This is a genomic window from Mesorhizobium sp. LNHC229A00, assembly GCF_000502415.1.
In the GTDB taxonomy this organism is placed as follows: domain Bacteria; phylum Pseudomonadota; class Alphaproteobacteria; order Rhizobiales; family Rhizobiaceae; genus Mesorhizobium.
Genome location: NZ_AYWQ01000028.1, coordinates 25,398 through 47,356, shown reverse-complemented (window position 1 = coordinate 47,356; position 21,959 = coordinate 25,398). Strand labels below are relative to the sequence as shown.

Here is a 21,959-nt window from a genome sequence, read left to right as displayed (position 1 = left end):
GATCCGCGACCGGGCGAGAGCGACCGCTATCGCGCGTTTGCGCCTTTCGGTTTTTTGTGGAACGGCGGCCCGTTCGGCACTGCCGCTGTTCAAATGACTTACTGGGCCTATTAAGGTATGGACCTCGTACGTGAACGCCGCTCAGTGCGCGTTGCTTAGGCGTTTCAGAAGCGGTCAGGCGAATATGGCGCGGGGTCGATATGGGTCCGATTGGCGGTGACGAGTTCGGCGATCAGCCGTCCTGTCGAGCCGCCGCCAATCATGCCCGTATGACCGTGTCCCGTCGCGACAAAGAGGGAGCGATGTCCCCGCACCTGGCCAATCGCCGGCACACTGTCAGGCAGGGAGGGTCGAAAGCCCATCCAGATCGTAGGCTCTCCGCCCTTCAGATCGGGAAACAACGCTCGAGCATGGGTGAGCAGGATCTCGGAACGCCGTTCGTCAGGTGGGGCTTCCAGGCCGGCAATCTCGACCGTGCCGGCAAGCCGGAGGCCATGTTCCATCGGCGACAGCGCAAAACCCCGATTTTTCATCTGGACCGGCATCGGCAGTTCGATCGACGGGGAAGGGATCATCAGGTGGTAACCACGTTCAGTCTCGAGCGGCAATTCGGCACCGAGCGGCTTGAGCAAGCGGTTCGACCAGGCGCCAGCGGCGATAATCACCGCGTCCGCCCTTCGGTTGGCTGTGTTCGTCATAAGCGTGTAGCCACCGGCTGCGCGAGGGATAATCTTCAGCACGCGTTCCGCTTCGAACACGCCGCCGGCTTGCCGCACCCCGTCAGCAATGGCCATGACCAAGCGATGTGGATCGATCGTGTGGGCGTTGTGGGGATAGAGGAGCCCGCGTTTTGCAATCTTTGAAATACCCGGCAGCAAGCGCTCCAAATCCGAGCGAGCCAACGGTTCGGTGACGACGCCTTGCCGCTCGTTGATTTCCGCAGTGATGCGGTCGGAGACGTCAACGGCGTCACTTTCCCAGACCTGGATACCGCCTACCTCACGGATCAGGGCTGCGAATGTTGGACCGCCGATCAAATCACGATAGCATTCGAGGTTGCCCCTATGAAGGTTTAATAGCGCATCTGCTGCCCTATTGACGCTGTCCATCCGTCCGGCGCGAATCCATCTGAGCAGCCAAGGCGCTGCCTTCAATGCATAGTGAGGCTTCAAAACTAGCGGCCCCAGCGGATCGGTGAGCCAGCCTGGCACTTTCCGCAGCATTCCAGGCATGGCCACAGGCACGTTGCAGTCGTGTCTGACCATTCCGGCATTGCCGAAGGACGTCGCGGTGCCTGGCGACAACGGGTCGATGACCGTGACGTTCAGGCCTGCCCGCTTCAAGTAAAGGGCTGCGCTGACGCCGACGATGCCCGCTCCAATAATTACCACTTCCTTGCCCAATTCCGGCACGTGGACGGTCACCTAATTCAATTGATTTAAAGTCCACGAACATAAATTCGGGCACCGTTGTCAAGCTTGGACGACAGGGCCGCGGTCTCGTGAAACTGCAACGGCAGCGGACAAGCAGGGCGCCTCGCAAAGGGCGGGAGGTGATTGGACATGTCCGGGACTCCCAGCGATTTGGGGTGGCGAAGGATAATCGCACTCCGCGTGTCGCGCACGATCAGTGAATGCGGGCCTGATCCTCACGCGACGAAGCGTGAATGATCTCAACTCGGTTGCGACCGTTGCGTTTGGCCGCATACAGTCGCTGGTCGGCAAAGCGGTAGAGTTCGCTGAACGAGGCGTCACGCTCAAATACCACCCCGCCAACGCTCACCGACAAACGGCAGCTCTCTCCTTCCAGCTTGAGTTCGGTGTCGTAGACCGCGGCCCGGATCCGCTCAGCGACTTTGCCAACCGTGTCTGGGCTAACACCAGGAAGCAGGACGCTGAACTCTTCACCGCCGATCCGGCCGACGACGTCGTATTCTCGCACGCTGCCTTTGATGATTTGCACGATGAGCTTTAGGGCCTCATCACCTCCGTCGTGACCAAACCTATCATTGACCAGCTTGAAATGGTCGACATCGATGACCAGGAGGGCGCCCGTCCGTTCGGTCTTTCGATTGGCGACCCGGTCCAGGAAGCCATCCACCATCGCCATGAACGCCCGCCGGTTCAGACACAAGGTAAGCGCGTCGGTCGAGGCGACTATCATTAGCTCACGATGAGCGATGGCAAGTTCACGCTGTTTGCCAAGAAGGTAGCCGAAGAAAGGTGGGGCAAGCACAAGGGGGATGATCACATTGTTCAGGGGGCTCTCGCCCCAACGCCAAGCGCCTGTTGTCAGTGAATAGCTGTCAATCGCGAACGCCACAGCAATGCAGCACAGTGTGCCAATCGAGCTGAGCACGATGACGCGACCCCAGCCAAAGGTAGAGAGATCCATGATCTGCTTGGCCATTTTCCTTCGCCTCATGGCCTAATAGAGATGGAGCAACATAGGTCCAGATCGTAAACCCTTTCACAAATCGTCGGTTCGTCACCCCTTTGATGGAATGATGGTCAACAAAGGGTTATCGAATGCCAAAGCCGTTTTCGCAGCCAGCGACGCCTGAAATCGCGACAGTCTCCCCTTGGTGGCGGACAGACGCGAAGACAAGCAAATCGGCTCACAGCCCCTTATCCGCGGCCGATTGCGCCGACAGCCGACATGGCGATCTCATCCTGAAGCGCGAAGATATCGTCGGAGCTGCGGTCATACCGCTCGGCTCGTGCGGAGGAAGCGAGGACAGCTGCTGCCCGGGTGCTCGAACTGCACCCAACTTTTCGCTACAGCCGCCAGTTTGCGGGCGTGAACTGTGCTCCAGCGCTGGCGGAATGCCTTGGTGATGCTTTGCAGACCGCCGGGCTGTCAGAGTAGCGCGATGCTCGATAGATATATTCGACACGGGCTGGCCCCGGCTTCACGAGCGACGGCAAGCGTTACACCATAGATCTCATCCAAGCGGAGAAGGCCTCGATATTGGATTGCTGGGGGTGGTCGGGGATATACACAAGATAGAAGCCGTAGCCCGGAAGAGAGAGGCCGTGTGCCTTGACCAGCGCTCCGCCCTTGAGTTCGTGGCTGACCACTACGTCGCTGCAGATAGCGATACCCTGGCCCGCAGCGACTGCGTCGACCGCATGCAGTTCCTCGCGAAAACTCAGATCCCACGCCTTGTTGGTATCCGGAATGTCGGGATTGATAGAGCGGGCCATCGCCAGCCATCGCGACCAGGTTGGCGCCTCGCGATCACGGTTCATCCAATCAAAATGGATGAGCGGATAGTGCAGCAAATCGGCGGCCCGCTCGATCCGTCTGGCGCCCTTCGCCAGCAATTGCGGGCTGCATACCGGAAAGAACGTGTCCCGAAAGAGTTCCTGCGCAACAAGATTCGAAGGCATCCTGCGCGCGTAGCGGATTGCAACATCGGCGCTACCGGCGCCCAGATCCAGAACCAGGTCTGTTCCGATAATCTCCAGCGGAATATCCGGATGCTGTTCCCGCCATTGTGGCAGATGCGGCACGAGCCACCGGCTGGCAAATGCGTTCGGGCTCGTTACCCGCAGCGGACGTTGGCCAACGCTGGCCGAAGCGGCGGCAATTGCTGTGGCAAAGGCGTCGAAGCCGTTGCGAATTATCGGGAACAGCCGTTCCCCCGCGCCGGCAAGCACGAGCGGCCGGGGGCGGCGTCGAAACAAAGGTTGCCCACAAATGACCTCGATCATTCGAATCTGATGACTGATGGCTGTGGGCGTCACACCGAGCTCGTTCGCAGCCTCCCTGAAGCTCATGCGCCTGGCAGCAGCCTCGAAGGCGCGAAGGGATCCGAGCGGCGGAAGCTTTCTCATGAAAGCCAATCTAGATGAATCCAGCTCATCTAGCGACTGAGATATTCGACTTTGCGGCGAATAAAGGCCCATGAGATCATCATATCCGGGCAGTCCTGCGACAACGAAGGGATCCTCTCGATGAGCATGCTGGAGGTTATGGACAATTCCAGTGCGGGGCCAGTCCTGCAGGCGACGGACATCTTACGGCTCAGGCACGCAATTCGCGGAGATCTGGTCCTTCCCGGACGATGCTGGTTATGACCCGGCACGCAAGGTTTGGAATGGAATGGTCGACAAGCGACCAGCAGCGGTCATGTACTCGCCGACGCCGATGACGTCGTCACGGCCGTCAACTTCGCCCGATCGCAAGGCTTCCTCCTCGCCGTTCGCGGCGGTGGCCACAACGTCGCCGGCAGTTCGGTGTGCGACGGTGGCGTGGTGATCGATGTGTCACGCATGAAGTGCATCGAGGTCGACCCGGTCCGCCGGATTGCACGCGCGCAGGCCGGCCTGAGCCTGGGAGAGTTCGACACGGCCACGCAAGCCCATGGCCTCGCGACGACCATGGGCGTCAATGGCGATACCGGCATAGCAGGACTGACGCTCGGCGGCGGGTTTGGCAAGCTTGGCCGCAAACATGGCCTGAGCTGCGACAATGTTGTAGCCGTCGAAATCGTGACGGCGGACGGGCGGTTGCTCCGGGCAGACGCAACCGAAAACTCGGATCTGTTCTGGGGCATTCGGGGCGGCGGCGGCAACTTCGGAATCGTTACGAGCTTCGAATACAGGCTTCATCCCGTGGGTCCGCTGCTCATCGCGGGGTCCGTGCTGCACCGCTACGAAGAAGCCCGCGAGGCGATGAGATTCTACCGCGCGTTCTCAAGCAATGCCCCAGATGAGCTGAGCCTGGACGCGGCCCTTGTAACGGCGCCCTCTGGCGAACGGTTCTTCAGCATCTCGGCGTGTTACATCGGCCCGCTCGTCGAGGGCGAACAAATCGTCCGACCATTGAAAGAATATGGTACGCCGGTAGAAGACCGAATTGGCCAGGTAAAGTATCTTCAAATCCAGTCGGCCGGGGACGCCATCTTTCCACGCGGTAGGCGCTATTACTGGAAGGCGCAGTTCATGCGCGAAATCACAGACCAGGCGATCGACACGCTCCTTGCGGGCTATACGACTGCACCCAGCGAGTCGCTTCTTGTCTTTCAGCAGGTTGGCGGCGCTATCTCGCGTGTACCGATTGCCGAAACCCCCTACGCAAACAGAGATGCGCTGTACGATTGCTTCCCGATCTCGATCTGGGACAATCCGGCCGATGACGAGACCCACATCCGTTGGGCGCGTGATTTATGGGATGCGATGAGACCGTTCTCGACTGGCGGCGTCTATGCAAACAATCTTGGCGAGGAGGGCATGGACAGGGTTCTGGCGGCTTACGGCGAGAACTATCCAAGGTTGGCCGCTTTGAAATATAAGTATGATCCTACCAATTTCTTTCGCCTGAATCAGAACGTCAGGCCGGCGGCATGCGTCTGAAGCGCTCCGGACGCCCGTGCTGATGCCGGGCGCCAGCGCGAGGACCGGCTGACCGGAGCCTTTCGCCAGGTGGGGGCGAGAGAATGTCGAGACACCTCGTGTCTGGGGGCGACATTCCGGGTTTGCTCGATCACGTAGCAGAGCTGCAACGAAAGGCTGAAGTCCGGACAGCGCAGCGTTTCCGGGTCACATCAATCCAGGAAGCTGGTCTGGATGGATTCTGGATACATCGGCTCCTCGAACGCGAAGGATCGAGAGTTATGTCGTAGACCCGGCATCCATTGCCGCGTTGCGTTGCCGCCGGCGGGCCAAGACCGACAGGATTAATGGGGAAGCACTGGTTCGAGCGTTGTTGGCCTACAACCGCGGCGAGCCTCGGGTTTGCGCGATTTTGCGATCGCCAACGCCGGAGGAGGAAGACCGTCGCCGGTTGGTGCGGGAGCGGAAGGCATCAGGCACGTCAACAGGATAAAGGGCCTTTTGTTCAGCCAAGGTGTGTCCGGATACGAACCGTTGAAAGTCGATCCACGCAAATGCCTCGACGTGCTCACTACCGGAGATGGGCGTCCACTGTCGTCAGCGCTCATGGCGCAGATCAGCCGCGAGCTTGATCGCATCGAGTTGCTGATCCAGCAGATCAAGGAATTGAAGAGGCACGCGACGCCTTGCTCGTCGCGAGAGATATGCCAACACCGGCCCTGCTGCTCAGCCTCCACACGCAAGGGCAGGGCGTCGCATTTCGTCGCCTCGGCGTGCGCCGGCAAGCCGTGCTATTGCATTTCCGGCAAGATGTCCTAATTTCTGTGGCAGATTGCCGGAGTAAGAAAATGGCCACATCCAACGCAGTGATTGAGGAAGTCGCCCGCAAGCTGGGCGGCGTGACCGTGCTTGGAGCGGACGTTCGCTCGCAGGCCGATCTTGCGACCGTAGTGCGGCGCCGGCTTCCACTCGCCACGCTGAAAGGGCTTGCTCTCGCCGGCATGAGTGAACAGGAGATCGAGCGTTTTGTCATTCCGCAGCGCACGCGCAGACACCGCGCCGAGAAGAACCAGCCGCTGACGATAGACGAGTCCGATCGGGCCGTGCGCCTTGTCCGCATCCAGTCGCTTGCGGAAGAGACGTTTGGTGATGCCGGCAAGGCGAACCGTTGGCTGCGTAAAGAGTTGGCTGAGCTGGGCCGTGAGACGCCGCTAACTGTAGCCCAGACCGAGGCCGGCGCGCGCGTTATCGAAACCATTCTCGGCAAGATTGCCTGGGGTGCCGCTGCTTGATGCGGCTTTGGCGACTTTCGAGCGTGCAATTCGCGGACGCCTTCGACGGGGGCTACGGTCTGCGGCTCGACGGCCGGTGGAACACGGTGGGCCGTCCTCTGACATACGCCGCGACATCGCCATCGCTCTGCGTTCTCGAAAAGCTCGTTCATGTTGAGGACCCGGAGCTGCTGCCGGCGCTCGCGATGGTGGTTTATGAGGTGTCAAATGAGATTCCCGTTGAACACATCACTCTGGCGGATCTTCCCGAGGATTGGCGTCGGCGGGAGGCGGAAACGCAGAGAATCGGAGATGAGTGGCTCGCGAGCAATCGAGCGGCAATACTGTTCATTCCGTCTGCGATCGTTTCGATTGCGGACAGCCCCGACCAGAACGTGATCATCAATCATCGCCATCCCGCGACCTCTGGGATTCGGATAGAGCGGATTGAAGCCTTTGACCTGGATGTGCGGTTGCTGTAGTGCGTAAATTAGCCTGTCGTCTCAATAGTTTACAAAGTTCCCAGTTACGCGACTTTCATCTGTAGCAGCTATTTAGTAATGCGACAGTTGCCCCAGTTAGAGATGCGACACTTCCTGCTTCCGAGGCTGGTCAACACGAAGCTGGAAAGGAAGGCTGGCGACTTCACAGAGCCTGGCGTGAGGGCGGGCTTATTGCGGGAGCCGTCATGCCTTTGGTCACCTTGTCGCAAAGAGAGCTGCATCGTCTCGAAGCCATCCAGAAGATCCGTGACCGGCGGCTGAGCGTCGTCAAGGCGGCGGAGCTTCTTCATCTCAGCCGCAGTCAGGTTCACCGGCTGTTGCAAGCCTATGACCAGGACGGCGCCGGCGGCCTGGCCTCGAAGAAGCGCGGCCGGCCGAGCAATCGACGCCATGATGAGGACTTCCGCAACGCCGCATTGGATCTGGTGCGCGATCACTACCGGGACTTCGGCCCGACGCTTGCCCGAGAGAAGCTGCTTGAGTGGCACCAGATCGCCGTCAGCACCGAGACGCTACGCAAATGGATGACGGAAGCCGGCATCTGGACATCGCGCCGGGAGCGCAAGAAGCAGCTTCACCAGCCACGGGGTCGGCGCGACTGCCTCGGCGAGTTGGTTCAGATCGACGGCTCGCACCATTGGTGGTTCGAGAGCCGCGGCNGGGTCGGCGCGACTGCCTCGGCGAGTTGGTTCAGATCGACGGCTCGCACCATTGGTGGTTCGAGAGCCGCGGCAACGGCATGTTAATCGTGAATGAGCGGCAAATCGATCAAACGTGGCCGCTGCTCGCGCCATTCGACCCGCCGCCGTTGCGCATCGACAAATTCGACCACTGGAATCTTGGCACGTACAACTCTGCAATACTGGCCGGGATCGCGCAGCGATCGGCTTTCATCGAGAAATTGGGTTAGAGAACATCCTGGAGCGCCTTCAGGAACTAACCCGCTACTGAATCAGCCTCGCCCGCGACATACCTGGTTTCCGATTGCACCCGCTGCTGGACACGCCGGAACTTGGCGCTGTGAGTCTGTTCTCTATTGAAGGCCTGGATATGAAAATCCTCGAGCGAAAACTGAGGGACGACCATAAAATTCATGTCAAATATAGAATGGTCGAGCATTTGGAAGGACTTCGAGTGTCGCCGCACATCTATATGCTAAAAAGCGAAATGGATGATTTTGTTACAGCGCTTGCGGATGCCACACATCTGCTAAGGACAAGGTATCCGCGATCCGCGATGGCAGTTGCGGTAAGCTGACCGCCAAACGATAGCGGCTCCTGCGGGCGGAGCATCTCCATCTCCTCATGGATCTTGCCGCGCACGACTTCGTCGGCGACCACCTTGCCCAAATGCGGCGCGATCGTCACGCCACTATGCGTCACAGCCAGTGGCCGGAGATGTCCGGCATGGCGCCGGCGCAGGTGTAGCCATCCTCCAGGAACGGCCGGACAGTCGTGCGGATTGCTTCCACACCTGCGGAGCGAAGCGAAGGCAGGATCTTGCTCGCTGCCTCCAGAAGAGTCACCGCCTCAGGCAACTTCAAAGGCAGAGACAATTCCACTTTGGCCTGCTGTGTTTAATCCAGCATAGCTTGCAGAAAACTGTACGTGGCTTCGATGTCTTCCCAGGCGGCGCGCGTGGTGCGGAGCCGCGTCCTCGGCTGACTTATCCGAGGGTTTGACTGGCAAGAGCATAGGTTACCGATGTAGCTGCACCGTCGGCGGCAAAATCGGTGAGGCGTTTGCCCATCGACATCGTCAGCACAGTGTCGAAGACCGGTATTCCGCTGCGCGACAGAAAGGCGGCGAAATCGCCATTCCCCATGTGAGTGTCGACCCTGAGGAAAGACCCCGAATGGTCGGCTACATGCGGTCCGACGATCGCCACGGCGTCTGCGTCGCTTTCCGCCACGACCGGCCCCACGACATGGCCTCGCCCGAACGGCCGGCAGAGCGCGAAAGCGCTCAGCGTGTCAGCCTTGAAAAGACCATAACCGGCCGAGTGCGCGAAAAGCTTCTCGATGAGGGCCGCCCGCCTCACACCGAACCCTGCCGCGTCGAGCGCGATCACGGCGGGAATATCATTCTCGATCAAACTCCGGACATCGCCTCGGGTATTTTCCCACTCAACGATCGTCTGCGCACGGGCGATGCCCTGGCATTGATAGACAGTCTTCTCTGGCTGGAAGTCGAGCGAGAGATAGAGACGCCTTGCCGCGCGTGTTGCATTAAGGCGCAGATCGCAACCGGCGACCTTGTCGAAGACCCGCTTCATCAGCCATTGCCCAGCACCCAGCGTCTGGAGTCGCGGCGAGGTGATAACCATGCCCACGGTCGCGAAATTGGTGCTATGCGCGAACCACATCGCCGAAGCGAGAACCCGGCCGATCTCGTCAAGCGCCACGAACCCCTGTCCTTGCTCGCGCAGGAACTGCCAGTCCTCGGCCCGGTGTGGCCATCCCACGGACAGAGAGAGCGCGTGCAACCGCTCCAGTTCGATGTCTTCGATGTCGCCGATGCGCACCGAGAAGGTGTCGATTTTCAAGCGTCCGGACGGCTTCAATTCCATGCCCCTGCAAGATTTCCGCACCAGAGCGCCACGCACTGATGGCCACCCACTGCAGCCAACGCTAAACGAGCAGACCGATACGATTTGCTCGAATGCCGCGCAACAACGCAAGATTCAACTGAAACATTTCAGCTTTCGGCACGCAATCGCGAAAGAACGCACGCATCCTCTTTGGAAATCTGGCAGCATATGGTCGACGGCACCGAACCCGGCGAACCTAACACGCTTTGAGGGCTGGAATGGACGTCTTCGACATTCTCGATCGTCTCGTCGCCTTTCCATCGGTCGCCGGCAAGCCAAACGCCGATATTGCCGGCTGGATCGAGGCCTATCTCGCGGAGCACAGCACGCGGGTCACCTTGCTGCCGGGACCGGAAGGCGATCGTTCCAATCTTTTCGCGACGATCGGCCCCGCCAATGTCCCGGGCTACATACTGTCCGGCCACATGGACGTTGTTCCAGCCAGCGAGCCGCAATGGAGTTCGAGCCCTTTCGCGCTACGCCGGGAGGGCGAACGGCTCTACGGACGCGGCACTACCGACATGAAAGGGTTTCTTGCTGCGGCACTCGCGGCCGTGCCCATGCTGGCTCCACTGCGCCTCGCCAAACCGATCCATCTCGCCTTCTCCTACGACGAGGAAGTGGGATGCCGCGGCGTGCCACATTTGATGGCCCGGCTTCCCGAGCTTTGCGCAAAACCGCTCGGCGTCATCGTCGGCGAGCCGAGCGGCATGCGCGCCGTGCGCGGCCACAAGGGCAAGGCGGCCGCCCGCGTAACCATCAAAGGGCGCTCGGGCCATTCCTCGCGGCCTGATCTCGGGCTCAACGCCATCCATGCCATGGCCGGTGCGCTGAGCGCGGCCGTGAGCGAAGCCGAGCGGCTGACGCACGGTCCGTTCGACCCTGCCTTCGAGCCGCCCTACTCCTCGCTGCAAGCGGGCTTGGTGGCAGGCGGACATCAGGTCAACATCATCCCCGACACCTGCACGCTGGACGTGGAGGCACGCGCCATACCTGGCGTCGACCCGGCGATCCTGCTGGCGCCCATCAAGGCAAGGGCAGNTCGCTGCCGCCAGACGCGCCTCTTGCGGGACTGCTGCGCGAATTGACCGGCGAGGTGCCGCTAGCCGCCGTCAGCTACGGCACCGAAGCCGGGCTCTACCAGGCCGCCGGCTTCGATGCGATCATCTGCGGCCCAGGCGACATCGGTCGTGCCCACAAGCCAGACGAATATATTCTCGCCAGCGAACTCGCTGCCTGCCAGCGATTGATCGAGACGCTCGGCGCCCGCTGCGCGGCTTGAAGGGGAACCGGAATGACATTCCTGTTCAATTCCGATGCGCGGCGCGGAGCGGTCTTTGCCGACGCCTTCGCTAGAGAATTGCCGGACGTCCCTTTTATGATGGATGCCGCAACGGTCGATCCCGACGCGGTGCGATATCTCATCACCTGGACCGCGCCAGAAGACCTCGCGCGCTACTGCAACCTGGAGATCCTGTTTTCCATCGGTGCCGGTGTGGACCAGTTCCGCCTCGCCACCATACCGGAACAGGTGAAGATCGTGCGTACGGTCGAGGAAGGCATCGTGCGCATGATGCAGGAGTATGTGACGCTTGCCGTGCTCGCTTTGCATCGCAACCTGCCGGAATATCTGGCACAGCAACGCGCTGGCGATTGGCACGACATCCCGCAACTCCAGGCCGGGTCGCGCCGGATCGGCGTGCTCGGCCTCGGGCAGCTTGGGCAAGCCGTCCTCGACCGGCTAAAGCCCTTCGGCTTCCCGCTTGCAGGATGGAGCCGCTCGCCACGGCAGATCGAGGGCGTGACCTGTCATCATGACGAGGCCGGGCTGAACGAGATGCTCGCGGCCAGCAACATTTTGATCTGCCTGCTGCCGCTGACCGAGGAGACACGCGGTTTCCTCGATGCCGACCTGTTTGCGAAGCTGCCCAAGGGCGCAACGCTTGTCCATACGGGCCGGGGGCCGCAGCTCGACCACGAAGCGCTTCTCGCCGCGCTCGACAGCGGACAACTCTCGGCCGCCATGATCGACGTGACCGATCCTGAACCGCTGCCCGCGGGCCATCCGTTCTGGTCGCATCAGAAGATCATTGTCACCCCGCATGTCGCCAGCGTCACCCAGCCAGCGACCGCTGCTCGGGCCGTTATCCAAAACATCCGACGCCACCGCGCCGGGCTCGACCCCATCGGGCTCGTCGACCGCTCGCGCGGCTATTGAAGTCCAACCAGAGAGGTCATCCTTTGCCCCTGCTCAAAACCGTCGATACCGATCCAGCCTTCCCGCCACGCGTATCCAGGGCGCTGCCCGAACGGCTGATTGCCGGCGAGCCCGCCTTCAAGACCTGGGCGCAGGATGCCGCCAAGAGCGACCTTGTCCATACCGGCGTCTGGGAGGCGACGCCCGGGGAAACGCGCTCGATCAAGGGAGAGACCTTCGAGTTCTGCCACATTCTCACCGGCGTGATTGAAATCACGCCCGATGGCGGCGAGGCGGTGACCTACCGCGCCGGCGACAGCTTCGTGATGAAGCCTGGCTTCACCGGTGTCTGGAAGACCATCGAAACAGTGCGCAAGATCTACGTGACCGTCGGATAACGGAACCCGCGTGAGATGCCGGCCTGCGCGGAAGATTTTGCCGTCTCTCACGCCTAGCACGCAACATTCGTCGGCGGCGGATCGCCGAACAGCGCATGCTGCGTGCCAGCACGCGCTAAGCTCCGGGCGATGCCGCAGAGTGATTGTCGATGAGCCTGAGCTTCGATCCCGATAGAATCCCCCTTCCCGTCGGCCACTTCATCGGCGGGGACCTAATCTCGGCCGAGGGCGGGATCGAAATGCGCCGCCCCTCGGACAGCAAGTCATATACCGCCTGCCCAGTGGCCGGAACAGACATCGTTGACCGTGCAGTGGAAAGCGCCAAGGCGGCGCTGAAGACCAGCAACTGGGGCGGCGTCCGGCCACGCGAGCGCACCAGGGCGCTCCAAGCCTGGGCTGACCTGATCGAAGCGGAAGCCGAAACGCTGGCCAGGATCGAGGCGCTGTGCTCCACCCGGCCTGTCGGCCAGCTCGTTGCCGGCGACATCGCCATCACCGCCGAGCAGATCCGCTTCTTCGCCGAGTTCGCCGACAAGGAAGGCAGCGAACTTGTGCCGACCGACGACGCCACTCTCGGCATGATCATGAGCGAGCCCTATGGCGTGGTCGGCGCGATCACGCCTTGGAATTTTCCGATCTCGATGGCCGGATGGAAGCTTGGTCCGGCATTGGCCGCGGGTAATGCGGTCGTGCTGAAGCCATCGGAAATGACGCCCTTTTCGGCAGTCTATATGGCGCAACTAGCCGTTAGGGCAGGCCTGCCGGCAGGGCTCGTAAACGTGGTGCTGGGAGACGGCCCGACGACCGGCACGGCGCTGACCGGCCATGCCGAGATCGCCAAAGTCAGCTTCACCGGCTCGACCCGCGCCGGATCGGCGATCATGGAGAATGTCGCTCGCACCGGCGTCAAGCCGATGACGCTGGAACTCGGCGGCAAGAGCCCGCAGATCGTCTTTGCCGATGCCGATCTCGAGAAGGCCGCAATGGCCATTGCCGGCAGCGTCACCTTCAATGCCGGCCAGGCCTGTGTAGCCGGCACACGCCTGATCGTCGAGAGGAGCGTGGCCGACAGGCTGACGGCCGCTATCCTGCAACGGATGAAGATGGTGCAGCCCGGCCCGACCTGGGACGACGCGACCCAATATTCGCCTGTTATCTCGGAACGGCAGAGGGCGCGCATCGACGGCATCGTGCGGGCCGCGATCGAGGCTGGCGGCGAATGCCTGACCGGAGGCGGAGTCATGGACAGCCCAGGCTATTTCTACGAACCGACGCTGATCGCAAATGTCGACCAGGCCAATCCGGCGATCGTCGAGGAAATCTTCGGCCCGGTCCTGACCGTGCAGACCTTCGAGACCGAGGAAGAGGCGCTGGCGCTGGCCAGCCATCCGACCTACGGGCTGGCTTCCGGCCTGTTCACCACTGACATCTCCCGCACCATCCGCTTTGCACGCAAGCTCGAAGCAGGCACCGTCTGGGTCAACCGCTACAGCCGCTCGCGCGACCATATCCTGCCGACCGGCGGCTACAAGCGCTCCGGCATCGGCAAGGATCTCGGCCGCGATGCCTATCTCGCCAACCGCAGGACCAAGAGCGTCCTGATCAGCCTGTAAAGAGATGCCGATGAGCTCCTATTCGATCGCCCTGATCCCCGGTGACGGCATCGGAAGCGATGTGACCGCCGCCGCCTGGACGGTGCTGGAGACCGCGGCCAAACACGCAGGCTTTGCCTTGACCGGAACCGAATTCCCGTGGTCCTGCAAATTCTACAAGGATACCGGCCACATGATGCCCGAGGACGGCATCGAGACCTTGCGCGGCTTCGACGCCATCCTCCTCGGCGCCGTCGGCTGGCCGGCGGAGGTGCCGGATTCCGTTTCGCTGCACGGTCTGCTGCTACCGATCCGCAAGGCATTCGTGCAATATGCCAACATCCGGCCGCACCGCCTGCTGCCGGGCGTGATAGGCCCGCTGCGGGCGGAAAACTTCGACATATTGTGCATCCGCGAGAACACCGAAGGCGAATATTCGGGCGCCGGCGGGCGCGTGCATCAAGGCACGCTGGACGAGGTCGCCGTGGAGACCTCGATCTTCACCCGCGCCGGCGTCGAGCGCATCCTGCGCTTTGGCTTCGAGCAGGCGCGGTCGCGTCGGGGCAAGCTGGCCTCCGTCACCAAATCCAATGCGCAGAAATACTCGATGGTGTTCTGGGACGAGATCACGCGAAAGTTGGAGGCGGATTATCCTGATGTCGCCGTGACCAGCTATCATGTCGACGCGCTCGCCGCGCGCATGATCATGGCGCCGGAGAGCCTCGATGTGGTCGTCGCTTCGAACCTGTTTGGCGACATCCTGACCGACATCGGCGCTGCGATCCAGGGCGGGCTCGGCTATGCCGCCTCCGCCAACATCAATCCCGACCGCTCGGCGCCGTCGATGTTCGAGCCGGTGCATGGCTCGGCGCCCGACATCGCCCATCTGGGCATCGCCAACCCGATCGCCACCATACGGTCCGGCGCGATGATGCTCGAACATCTCGGGGAAAAAGACGCAGCTGGTCGCGTCATTAAAGCGCTCGAAGCCACAACCGCGCGAGGCGTTGGAACCGTCGCCGGCAAGGACAGCACGAAAGCCATCACGGCCGCCATCGTCGCGGCGCTCACTTGATTGCAAGGTCGTATCCGATGAAAAACCTGAAAGACAAAAACCTCTTCCGCGAAGCTGGCCTGATCGGCGGCAACTGGATCGCTTCCGGCTCCGGCAAGACGGTCGATGTCATGGATCCGGCGACCCAGGCAGCGATCGGCACAGTGCCCGACATGGCCGGTCCGGAGACCCGCGCGGCGATAGAGGCCGCGGCTTCCGCCTATGGCGACTGGAGGAAGAAAACCAACGCCGAACGCGCTACTCTTCTGGAAGCATGGCATGGCCTGATGCTGGCACATCTGGACGATCTGGCACTCATCCTGACGACCGAACAGGGCAAGCCATTGGACGAGGCCAAAGGCGAGATCCGTTACGGCGCGTCCTTCGTCAAATGGTTCGCCGAGGAAGCGCGCCGCATAAACGGCCACACCATCCCCTCGCCCACGCCAGATCGGCGCATCATCGTGCTTAAGGAACCCGTCGGGGTTTGCGGGATCATCACGCCGTGGAATTTTCCCAACGCGATGATCACCCGCAAGGTCGCGCCGGCGCTGGCCGCCGGCTGCACCGTGGTCATCAAGCCGTCCGAGTTCACGCCCTATTCGGCGCTGGCGCTTGGTGTGCTCGCTGAACGCGCGGGCATTCCCGCCGGCGTCATCAACATCGTCATCGGCATGCCGGCCGAGATCGGCACCGAGATCATGGCGAACGAGACGGTGCGCAAGATCTCCTTCACTGGCTCGACGCGGGTCGGTTCGCTGCTGATGCGCGGCGCCGCCGACAGCGTGAAGCGGCTCAGCCTCGAACTGGGCGGCAACGCCCCCTTCATCGTTTTCGACGACGCCGATCTCGATCTCGCCATCGAGGGCGCGCTTGTCTCGAAGTTCCGCAATGGCGGCCAGACCTGCGTCTGCGCCAATCGCATCCTCGTCCAGGCCGGTGTCTACGACACCTTCGCCAGGAAGCTCACCGCCCGCGTCAACGCCATGACGGTCGGGCCCGGCACACAGCCCGGCGTCGCCATCGGGCCGATGATCAATATGGCGGCGGTCGAGAAAATCAATCGCCACGTCGAGGACGCTCTCGCCAAAGGTGCCAAGATCATTACGGACAGGCCGGCCTTGCCGAACGGTCCTCAGTATGTCGCACCGCTGGTGCTGACCGGCGCCACCGAAGAAATGCAACTCGCCAGCGAGGAAACGTTTGGCCCGGTTGCGCCGCTTTTCCGGTTCGAGACGGAAGAGGAGGCGATCGCGCTGGCCAATGGTACGCCCTACGGTCTTGCCTCCTACTTCTACACCGAGAACCTGAAACGCGCCTGGCGCGTCGGCGAGGCACTGGAATTCGGCATGGTAGGGCTCAACACCGGCTCGGTCTCGATCGAGGTGGCCCCCTTCGGAGGTGTCAAGCAGTCCGGTCTGGGGCGCGAAGGCGCGCAGGCCGGCATCGAGGAATATCTCGAGATGAAGAGTTTTCATATGGGCGGGCTCAGCTGAGACTGAGGCCCGGCCAGGCCGAAAAGATCACTGAATTCGATCGAGCGCCTTGTAGTAGAGGCCGATCATCGGCAGGAACCAGGGCTTGCCGGAATAGCCGGGAATGGCAGGCCACTCGAACCCCTTCATAGGATTGCGATCCTCGCGGCCGAGCATGGCATCGGCCATGATCATGCCGAGATGCGTGGAAAGCTGGGCGCCATGGCCGGAATAGCCCATCGCGTACCAGACCCCATCATGGTAGCCGGCCCGCGGGAAGCGGTCCTTGGTCATGTCGACCAGCCCGCCCCAGCAATAGTCGATCTCGACCTTGGCGAGTTGCGGGAAGATTGTGGCAAGGCTTGCCTGCAATATTCGTCCGCTCCTGGCGTCGGAGCGCTGGTCCGACGTCGCCGAGAAGCGTGCGCGGCCGCCGAAGATCAGGCGGTTGTCAGGAGAGAGCCGGAAGTAGTTGCCGATGTTCATCGAGGTCACGCATGTCCGGTTGCCAGGCATGGTCGCGGCGAGCTCGGTGTCGCCCAACGGCCGCGTGGCGATGATGAAGCTGCCGACAGAGATGATCCGGCGGCGGAAATAACCGAAATTCGCCGTGGTATAGGCGCCGGTCGCCATCAGCACATTATCGGCGCTGATCCGACCGCGCGAGGTGGTGATCTCATGCTTGCTGCCGACCTGCTTGCGATCCGTCACCGCCGCGTTCTCATGGATGACGGCACCGTGGCGGGCAGCGGCAGTGGCCAGGCCGGCGACATAGCGGCCCATATGCATCATGGCGCTTTTGTTCGACAGCATCGCGCCATGAAAGGGCGAGACGATCTCGGATCTGAGATCGTCCGCCGACAGCAGCGCCGTATCCGGATCGACCTCGGCATGGAGAGCTTCGAAGTTGCGGGCGATTGATTCAAAATGCTGCGGCTTGGAGGCGAGCTTCAGCTTGCCGGCGCGGCGGAAATTGCAGTCGATGCCTTCCTCGGCGACCAGCGTCTCGATAGTGTCGACCGAGTCGTCCAGCGCCCGGTAGAGCGCGATCGCGCGTTCCTTGCCAAGCTCCGCCTTGGCAGAGAGGTAGCTGTGGGCGAGGCCGTTGTTCAGGTGCCCGCCATTGCGTCCGGATGCACCCCACCCCACCCGCTCCGCTTCCAGCACCGCCACCTTGGCGCCGGCCTTCGCCAGGCGGTGCGCCGCGGCAAGGCCGGTGAAGCCGCCGCCTATGATGGCGGCATCGTAGTGCCCCTCGACCGGGCCCTGCGCGCCGCAGGAAAAGACCGGGGCGGTGTCGTGCCAGTAGGAGACGAACTTCATCGGCAATCCGCCTGTTTCAGAGCCCAACGACGCCTGGAAGACCCGAAATGTCCGATATTTCGACATAGCCGTAGTGCGGGTTGGCCGGTTCGTGGCCGCGATTGACCCAGACCTTGTTCTTGATGCCGAGATCGTGCGCCGACATCAGGTCGTAGCGGAACGAAGACGAGCAGTGAAGAACATCCTCCGGGCCGCAACCCAACCTGTCGAACATGTATTCGAAGGCCTTGAAGCGTGGCTTGTATGCCTGCGCCTGCTCGGCCGTGTAGACGGCATGGAACGGCGCACCGAGCTTCTCGACATTGGACATGATCTGCGCGTTCATGGCGTTGGACAGGATGACCAGCGGAATTTCCTTGGCGACCTTCGCCAGGCCGGCCGGAACATCGGCGTGCGGCCCCCAGGTCGGAACGCGCTCGTAGATCATCCCAGCGTCTTCGGCGCTGAAGGCGATACCGTTGCGCTTGCAGGTGCGCTCGAGCGCGTTGTGGACGACGTCGGCATAGGGCTTCCAGTCGCCCATGATCTCGTCGAGCCGATACGCCGCGAAATTCTTGATGAACTCCTGCATGCGCGGCTCGTCGAGCCGGCTGCCATAAAGATCGCGCGCCGCTTCCGCCATCTGGAAAAAGGTCAACGTGCCGTAGCAGTCGAAGGTGATGTATTTGGGCCTGAAGGAAGCCATGTCCGTCGATCTCCGGTGGAAGCACATCCATGCTGGGATGTATTTCATCATAGGACGGCAGGCAGCGACCCACCTGACCGAAATCGCCCTCGCGAAAGCAGAAAGTTCCGTATCCGCCATCCGGTTTGGCACGCTGTAGCATCTGGCGCGCCGATTGCGGCGCCGCGATCGGCGTGAAACGCATCCGCCGCGGACAGCGCCAGCACAAGATGCGGCGCACCGCTTGCGCTACGGCGAAAGATACCGCCGAAGCCAATGCCTTCAGATGATCTGCTGCGCGCCGATGGCCGAGACTTGGGCACTAGACGGAAGGAGGCCTCATGCAGCAGGGCGAGATCGAACTCCAGGCCTTCGGGCCGGACCATATTGAGGGCGCCGTGGCGCTTTCTCGCCAGGAGAATTGGCCGCATCGGCGGCAGGACTGGCAGATGGCGCTGCAGCTCTCGACCGGTGCGGTCGCGCTCGACAACCAGGGCCGCGTCACCGGAACCATCCTGGTCACGCCCTACGGCGCGGATTGCGCCATGATCAACATGGTGATCGTCGACAGGAACGCGCGCGGCAAGGGGCTTGGGCGCCGGCTGATGGATCAGGCCTTCGCCCTTGCCGGCGACCGTCCGCTGCGGCTCGTCGCGACAACTGACGGCATGCCTCTCTATGAAAAGCTCGGCTTCGTGCCGTCCGGTACAATCCGGCAACATCAGGGCAGCGTCGCCAAACTTGGTGCGCCCGACGGCGTGGAAGCCGCAGACACCGCCGATCTCTTGGAAATCAAGGCGCTGGACCGCGACGCTTACGGCGCCGACCGTGAAGCCCTGATCGACGCACTGGCGGAACGCGGCCAATTCGCCGTCATCCGCCGCAATGGCGCCATCGAGGCCTATGCCGCGATCCGCCCGTTCGGGCGCGGCGAGGTGATCGGTCCCGTCATCGCGGCAAGCGCCGACGAGGCGAAGGCCCTGATCGGCTTCTTCGCCGCACCGCGTCCCGGCGCCTTCCTGCGCGTGGATACCGGCAGCGGGACCGGCATGGCCGGCTGGCTCGAAGAAATCGGTCTCGCCCATGTCGGCGGCGGCGTGGCCATGGACCGTCCGCCCAAGACGGTCGCGGAACAGGCCAGGCCCAGAGTTTACGCCCTCGCCAACCAGGCGCTCGGCTAGTCCGGAGGATAGAATGCTCGCCAATTCCCTAATCGAACTCGACCGCGCCCATCTCATCCACCCGGTCTCTTCATACCGTGGTCACGAGGCGCAAGGCGTCCGTGTGTTGAAATCGGCGAAGGGGGCGACCGTGACCGATGCGTCCGGCCGGCAGCTTCTCGACGGCTTCGCCGGGCTGTGGTGCGTTAATGCCGGCTACGGCCTCGACAGCATCGTCGAAGCGGCGGCCCGGCAGATGCGCGAGCTTCCCTATGCCACCGCCTATTTCGACCTCGGCTCTGAGCCGGCCATCCGCCTCGCCTCGGAACTGGCCGAGCGCGCGCCAGGCGACCTCAACCACGTCTTCTTCACGCTTGGCGGGTCGGACGCGGTCGACAGCACGATCCGTTTCGTCCGCTACTACTGGAATGCCAAAGGCGAACCGAAGCGCGACCAGTTCATTTCCATCGAGCAGGGTTATCACGGCTCGTCTGTGGTCGGCGCGGGCCTGACCGCCCTGCCCGCCTTTCACGCCGGCTTCGGCATTCCCTTCGAATGGCAGCACAAGATCCCCTCCCCCTATCCCTATCGCAACCCGGTAGGCGAGGACGGCAACGCGATCATCGCCGCATCACTCGCCGCGTTAAAGGCCAAGATCGAGGAGATTGGACCGGAGCGGGTCGCTGCCTTCTATGCCGAGCCGATCCAGGGCTCGGGCGGTGTCATTGTCCCGCCGAAGGGCTGGATCAAGGCACTGCGCGAACTTTGCCGGGAGTACGGCATCCTGTTCATCGCCGACGAGGTGATCACCGGCTTCGGCCGCACGGGACCTCTGTTCGCCTGCACGGAGGAGGACATCGTTCCAGACTTCATGACGACCGCGAAGGGGCTGACTTCCGGCTATGTTCCTATGGGCGCCGTGTTCATGGCCGATCATGTCTATAACGTCATCGCCGACGGCGCGGGCGCTTCGGCGGTCGGCCACGGCTACACCTATTCCGCCCATCCCGTCAGCGCCGCCGTCGCGCTCGAGGTGTTGAAGCTCTATGAAGGCGGCCTCCTGGAGAATGGCATCAAGGCCGGCGCTCGGCTGATGGCGGGCTTGGAGGGTCTGAGGAACCATCCGCTCGTCGGCGATGTTCGCGGTCGCGGGATGCTTGCCGCGATGGAACTTGTAGTCGACAAACAGAAGAAGACACCGCTTCCCGTATCGGCCATGCCGGCGCGGCGCCTCTTCGACAGGGCGTGGGGCAATGGCCTGATCATCCGTGCCTTTGCCAACGGGGTTGTCGGCTACGCTCCCCCGCTCTGCTGCACCGACGACGATATCGACGCGATCGTCGAGCGCACGCGCCTGACGCTCGACCAGACGCTGGACGATGCCGACGTCCGCCAGGCCCTGGCATGACGGGCGACAACGTGTTTCGAAATAGCGCCGGGGCAGACGATTTCGCAATTTTGTGCCGCAGCCCAGCGCCTTTTCGGCGAATCCAGCGCGGGGGAAGTGCCAGACTGCTTATAAGACAAGGCCAGAAGCCCCGAACTTCCGGGTTTTTGAAAAAGGCCGACGCCCCGGACAGCACGGAATTTTGTTCTGTTCAGCACGATGCAATTCGGCCGCGAGCAGAGGAGAGCCAGTCTTGGCCAGAGGCTTTAGCAAATTCAAATACATGACCTTCGATGTCGTCGGCACGCTGATTGACTTCGAAGGTGGCATCACGACCTGCCTGGCCGAGATTGCCGCCGACGCTGGCGTTTCCGTCGATGGCGAAGCCGCGCTGAGCCTTTACCGGCAGGCCCGCTACATGCCCGATGCGAGCCTGTTTCCCGACGATCTCGTGCGTGTCTACATGGTCATCGCGCCGCAGCTCGGCCTGCCGGCCGAGGAGAAATACGGCGTGCGCCTGCGGGAGTCCGCCAGCCTCTGGCAAGGCTTCCCGGACAGCGCGGCGGCATTGGCCGAGCTTGCGAAATCGCACCGGCTGATTGCCATGACCAACGCCCGGCGCTGGGCGCTCGACCATTTCGAGAAGCAGCTCGGATCGCCCTTCTTCGCCACCTTCACGACCGACGACACCGGCACGGAGAAACCAGATCCGGCGTTCTTCCAGAAGGTCTTCGATTTCGTCGCCGCAAGGGGCGACAGCAAGGACGACATCCTGCACGTCGCGCAAAGCCAGTATCACGATATCGGCATATCCCAGGCGCTTGGCTTGACCAATTGCTGGATCGAGCGCCGGCATGCCCAGAAGGGCTATGGCGGCACGATCGAACCCGACCGCTTCACCGTGCCGGACCACCACTTCACCTCAATGGCCGCGATGGCGTCGGCCGTGCGGGAAAGCCTGAAGGAACGAACCTGAGCCCAAGCCCGGAAAGCCGCGTCAAGACGAG

General features: G+C 62.2%; 20 protein-coding genes and 3 pseudogenes. 16 read left to right on the top strand and 7 right to left on the bottom strand.

The features are described 5' to 3' along the window. Positions 1-164: 164 nt before the first annotated feature. From X742_RS142105 to X742_RS142115, 3 genes are all read right to left on the bottom strand, one after another. The gene (locus tag X742_RS142105; RefSeq protein WP_031241465.1) at positions 165-1,412 is read right to left on the bottom strand and encodes an FAD-dependent oxidoreductase; all 1,248 of its coding nucleotides are present in this window, start codon (positions 1,410-1,412) and stop codon (positions 165-167) included. 214 nt (positions 1,413-1,626) lie between these two features. Further along, a complete protein-coding gene (locus X742_RS142110) occupies positions 1,627-2,409 on the bottom strand; it encodes a GGDEF domain-containing protein (RefSeq protein ID WP_023775154.1) in 783 nt (260 codons plus the stop codon). 521 nt (positions 2,410-2,930) lie between these two features. Beyond that, positions 2,931-3,911 (bottom strand): LysR substrate-binding domain-containing protein, encoded by a 981-nt coding sequence (locus tag X742_RS142115; RefSeq protein WP_245275644.1) that lies wholly within the window; start codon positions 3,909-3,911, stop codon positions 2,931-2,933. Positions 3,912-4,097: 186 nt separating this feature from the next. Between X742_RS142115 and X742_RS02145 the strand changes: the two genes are divergently transcribed. The 7 genes and pseudogenes from X742_RS02145 to X742_RS1000000174385 all read left to right on the top strand — a co-directional run bounded on the left by X742_RS02145 (position 4,098) and on the right by X742_RS1000000174385 (position 8,370). Beyond that, a complete protein-coding gene (locus X742_RS02145) occupies positions 4,098-5,360 on the top strand; it encodes an FAD-dependent oxidoreductase (RefSeq protein ID WP_023775151.1) in 1,263 nt (420 codons plus the stop codon). A 56-nt stretch (positions 5,361-5,416) separates the two neighbouring features. Continuing rightward, a pseudogene (locus X742_RS1000000176200) lies at positions 5,417-6,023 on the top strand (IS110 family transposase); the annotation flags it as partial. Between the two features lie 164 nt (positions 6,024-6,187). After that, positions 6,188-6,631: an antitoxin Xre/MbcA/ParS toxin-binding domain-containing protein gene (locus tag X742_RS142125; RefSeq protein ID WP_023775149.1), complete on the top strand. Its 444-nt coding sequence runs from the start codon at positions 6,188-6,190 to the stop codon at positions 6,629-6,631. After that, positions 6,631-7,092, top strand: coding sequence for an RES family NAD+ phosphorylase (locus X742_RS142130; RefSeq protein ID WP_023775148.1), 462 nt, complete (start codon positions 6,631-6,633; stop codon positions 7,090-7,092). Before X742_RS142125 ends, X742_RS142130 begins: the two co-directional genes overlap by 1 nt. Before the next feature lie 206 nt (positions 7,093-7,298). After that, positions 7,299-7,772 (top strand): annotated as a pseudogene (locus X742_RS0138760) (helix-turn-helix domain-containing protein); the annotation flags it as partial. Positions 7,773-7,852: 80 nt separating this feature from the next. After that, positions 7,853-8,023 (top strand): hypothetical protein, encoded by a 171-nt coding sequence (locus tag X742_RS1000000174390; RefSeq protein WP_023775146.1) that lies wholly within the window; start codon positions 7,853-7,855, stop codon positions 8,021-8,023. A 74-nt stretch (positions 8,024-8,097) separates the two neighbouring features. Continuing rightward, on the top strand, positions 8,098-8,370 hold the full coding sequence (locus tag X742_RS1000000174385) for a hypothetical protein (protein ID WP_156939473.1): 273 nt from the start codon (positions 8,098-8,100) through the stop codon (positions 8,368-8,370). Positions 8,371-8,491: 121 nt separating this feature from the next. Here the strand turns inward: X742_RS1000000174385 and X742_RS1000000174380 are convergent, their stop codons facing one another. After that, positions 8,492-8,656 (bottom strand): hypothetical protein, encoded by a 165-nt coding sequence (locus tag X742_RS1000000174380; protein ID WP_023775143.1) that lies wholly within the window; start codon positions 8,654-8,656, stop codon positions 8,492-8,494. A gap of 122 nt (positions 8,657-8,778) precedes the next feature. Next, positions 8,779-9,681, bottom strand: a complete 903-nt coding sequence (locus tag X742_RS142135; RefSeq protein WP_023775142.1) for a GNAT family N-acetyltransferase — start codon at positions 9,679-9,681, stop codon at positions 8,779-8,781. 239 nt (positions 9,682-9,920) lie between these two features. Between X742_RS142135 and argE the strand changes: the two are divergent. The 6 genes and pseudogenes from argE to X742_RS142160 all read left to right on the top strand — a co-directional run bounded on the left by argE (position 9,921) and on the right by X742_RS142160 (position 16,439). Then, positions 9,921-10,984, top strand: a pseudogene (argE, locus tag X742_RS02170) (acetylornithine deacetylase). Positions 10,985-10,996: 12 nt separating this feature from the next. Continuing rightward, entirely contained in the window at positions 10,997-11,920 is a 924-nt protein-coding gene (locus X742_RS142140) for a glyoxylate/hydroxypyruvate reductase A (protein ID WP_023775139.1), read from the top strand. Between the two features lie 23 nt (positions 11,921-11,943). Continuing rightward, on the top strand, positions 11,944-12,297 hold the full coding sequence (locus tag X742_RS142145; RefSeq protein ID WP_023775138.1) for a cupin domain-containing protein: 354 nt from the start codon (positions 11,944-11,946) through the stop codon (positions 12,295-12,297). A gap of 149 nt (positions 12,298-12,446) precedes the next feature. Next, a complete protein-coding gene (locus X742_RS142150; protein ID WP_023775137.1) occupies positions 12,447-13,910 on the top strand; it encodes an aldehyde dehydrogenase family protein in 1,464 nt (487 codons plus the stop codon). Positions 13,911-13,920: 10 nt separating this feature from the next. Beyond that, positions 13,921-14,964 carry a tartrate dehydrogenase gene (locus X742_RS142155; protein WP_023775136.1) on the top strand — a complete coding sequence of 348 codons (1,044 nt, stop codon included), beginning with the start codon at positions 13,921-13,923 and terminating at the stop codon, positions 14,962-14,964. Between the two features lie 17 nt (positions 14,965-14,981). Then, positions 14,982-16,439: an NAD-dependent succinate-semialdehyde dehydrogenase gene (locus X742_RS142160; protein ID WP_023775135.1), complete on the top strand. Its 1,458-nt coding sequence runs from the start codon at positions 14,982-14,984 to the stop codon at positions 16,437-16,439. 27 nt (positions 16,440-16,466) lie between these two features. Here X742_RS142160 and X742_RS142165 read toward each other — a convergent pair whose 3' ends face one another. Both X742_RS142165 and X742_RS142170 read right to left on the bottom strand, forming a co-directional pair. Next, complete coding sequence (locus X742_RS142165) at positions 16,467-17,741, bottom strand: FAD-binding oxidoreductase (RefSeq protein WP_023775134.1); 1,275 nt, start codon at positions 17,739-17,741, stop codon at positions 16,467-16,469. 16 nt (positions 17,742-17,757) lie between these two features. Further along, positions 17,758-18,426 (bottom strand): haloacid dehalogenase type II, encoded by a 669-nt coding sequence (locus X742_RS142170; protein WP_023775133.1) that lies wholly within the window; start codon positions 18,424-18,426, stop codon positions 17,758-17,760. 320 nt (positions 18,427-18,746) lie between these two features. Between X742_RS142170 and X742_RS142175 the strand changes: the two genes are divergently transcribed. The 3 genes from X742_RS142175 (at position 18,747) to X742_RS142185 (ending at position 21,928) form a co-directional block, all read left to right on the top strand. Next, positions 18,747-19,586, top strand: a complete 840-nt coding sequence (locus X742_RS142175) for a GNAT family N-acetyltransferase (protein ID WP_023775130.1) — start codon at positions 18,747-18,749, stop codon at positions 19,584-19,586. Positions 19,587-19,599: 13 nt separating this feature from the next. Continuing rightward, positions 19,600-20,973 carry an aspartate aminotransferase family protein gene (locus tag X742_RS142180; protein ID WP_023775129.1) on the top strand — a complete coding sequence of 458 codons (1,374 nt, stop codon included), beginning with the start codon at positions 19,600-19,602 and terminating at the stop codon, positions 20,971-20,973. A gap of 232 nt (positions 20,974-21,205) precedes the next feature. Next, the gene (locus tag X742_RS142185) at positions 21,206-21,928 is read left to right on the top strand and encodes an HAD-IA family hydrolase (protein ID WP_031248624.1); all 723 of its coding nucleotides are present in this window, start codon (positions 21,206-21,208) and stop codon (positions 21,926-21,928) included. The last annotated feature ends 31 nt before the right edge of the window (positions 21,929-21,959 follow it).

Bases quoted from the DNA above. Each gene is read 5' to 3' on its own strand.
- X742_RS142160 (WP_023775135.1), top strand. From the start codon at position 14,982: ATGAAAAACCTGAAAGACAAAAACCTCTTCCGCGAAGCTGGCCTGATC.
- X742_RS1000000174390 (WP_023775146.1), top strand. From the start codon at position 7,853: ATGTTAATCGTGAATGAGCGGCAAATCGATCAAACGTGGCCGCTGCTC.
- X742_RS142165 (WP_023775134.1), bottom strand. From the start codon at position 17,741: ATGAAGTTCGTCTCCTACTGGCACGACACCGCCCCGGTCTTTTCCTGC.
- X742_RS142125 (WP_023775149.1), top strand. From the start codon at position 6,188: ATGGCCACATCCAACGCAGTGATTGAGGAAGTCGCCCGCAAGCTGGGC.
- X742_RS142155 (WP_023775136.1), top strand. From the start codon at position 13,921: ATGAGCTCCTATTCGATCGCCCTGATCCCCGGTGACGGCATCGGAAGC.
- X742_RS142135 (WP_023775142.1), bottom strand. From the start codon at position 9,681: ATGGAATTGAAGCCGTCCGGACGCTTGAAAATCGACACCTTCTCGGTG.
- X742_RS142110 (WP_023775154.1), bottom strand. From the start codon at position 2,409: ATGGCCAAGCAGATCATGGATCTCTCTACCTTTGGCTGGGGTCGCGTC.
- X742_RS142150 (WP_023775137.1), top strand. From the start codon at position 12,447: ATGAGCCTGAGCTTCGATCCCGATAGAATCCCCCTTCCCGTCGGCCAC.
- X742_RS142130 (WP_023775148.1), top strand. From the start codon at position 6,631: ATGCGGCTTTGGCGACTTTCGAGCGTGCAATTCGCGGACGCCTTCGAC.
- X742_RS142140 (WP_023775139.1), top strand. From the start codon at position 10,997: ATGACATTCCTGTTCAATTCCGATGCGCGGCGCGGAGCGGTCTTTGCC.
- X742_RS142180 (WP_023775129.1), top strand. From the start codon at position 19,600: ATGCTCGCCAATTCCCTAATCGAACTCGACCGCGCCCATCTCATCCAC.
- X742_RS142170 (WP_023775133.1), bottom strand. From the start codon at position 18,426: ATGGCTTCCTTCAGGCCCAAATACATCACCTTCGACTGCTACGGCACG.
- X742_RS142175 (WP_023775130.1), top strand. From the start codon at position 18,747: ATGCAGCAGGGCGAGATCGAACTCCAGGCCTTCGGGCCGGACCATATT.
- X742_RS142115 (WP_245275644.1), bottom strand. From the start codon at position 3,911: ATGGGCCTTTATTCGCCGCAAAGTCGAATATCTCAGTCGCTAGATGAG.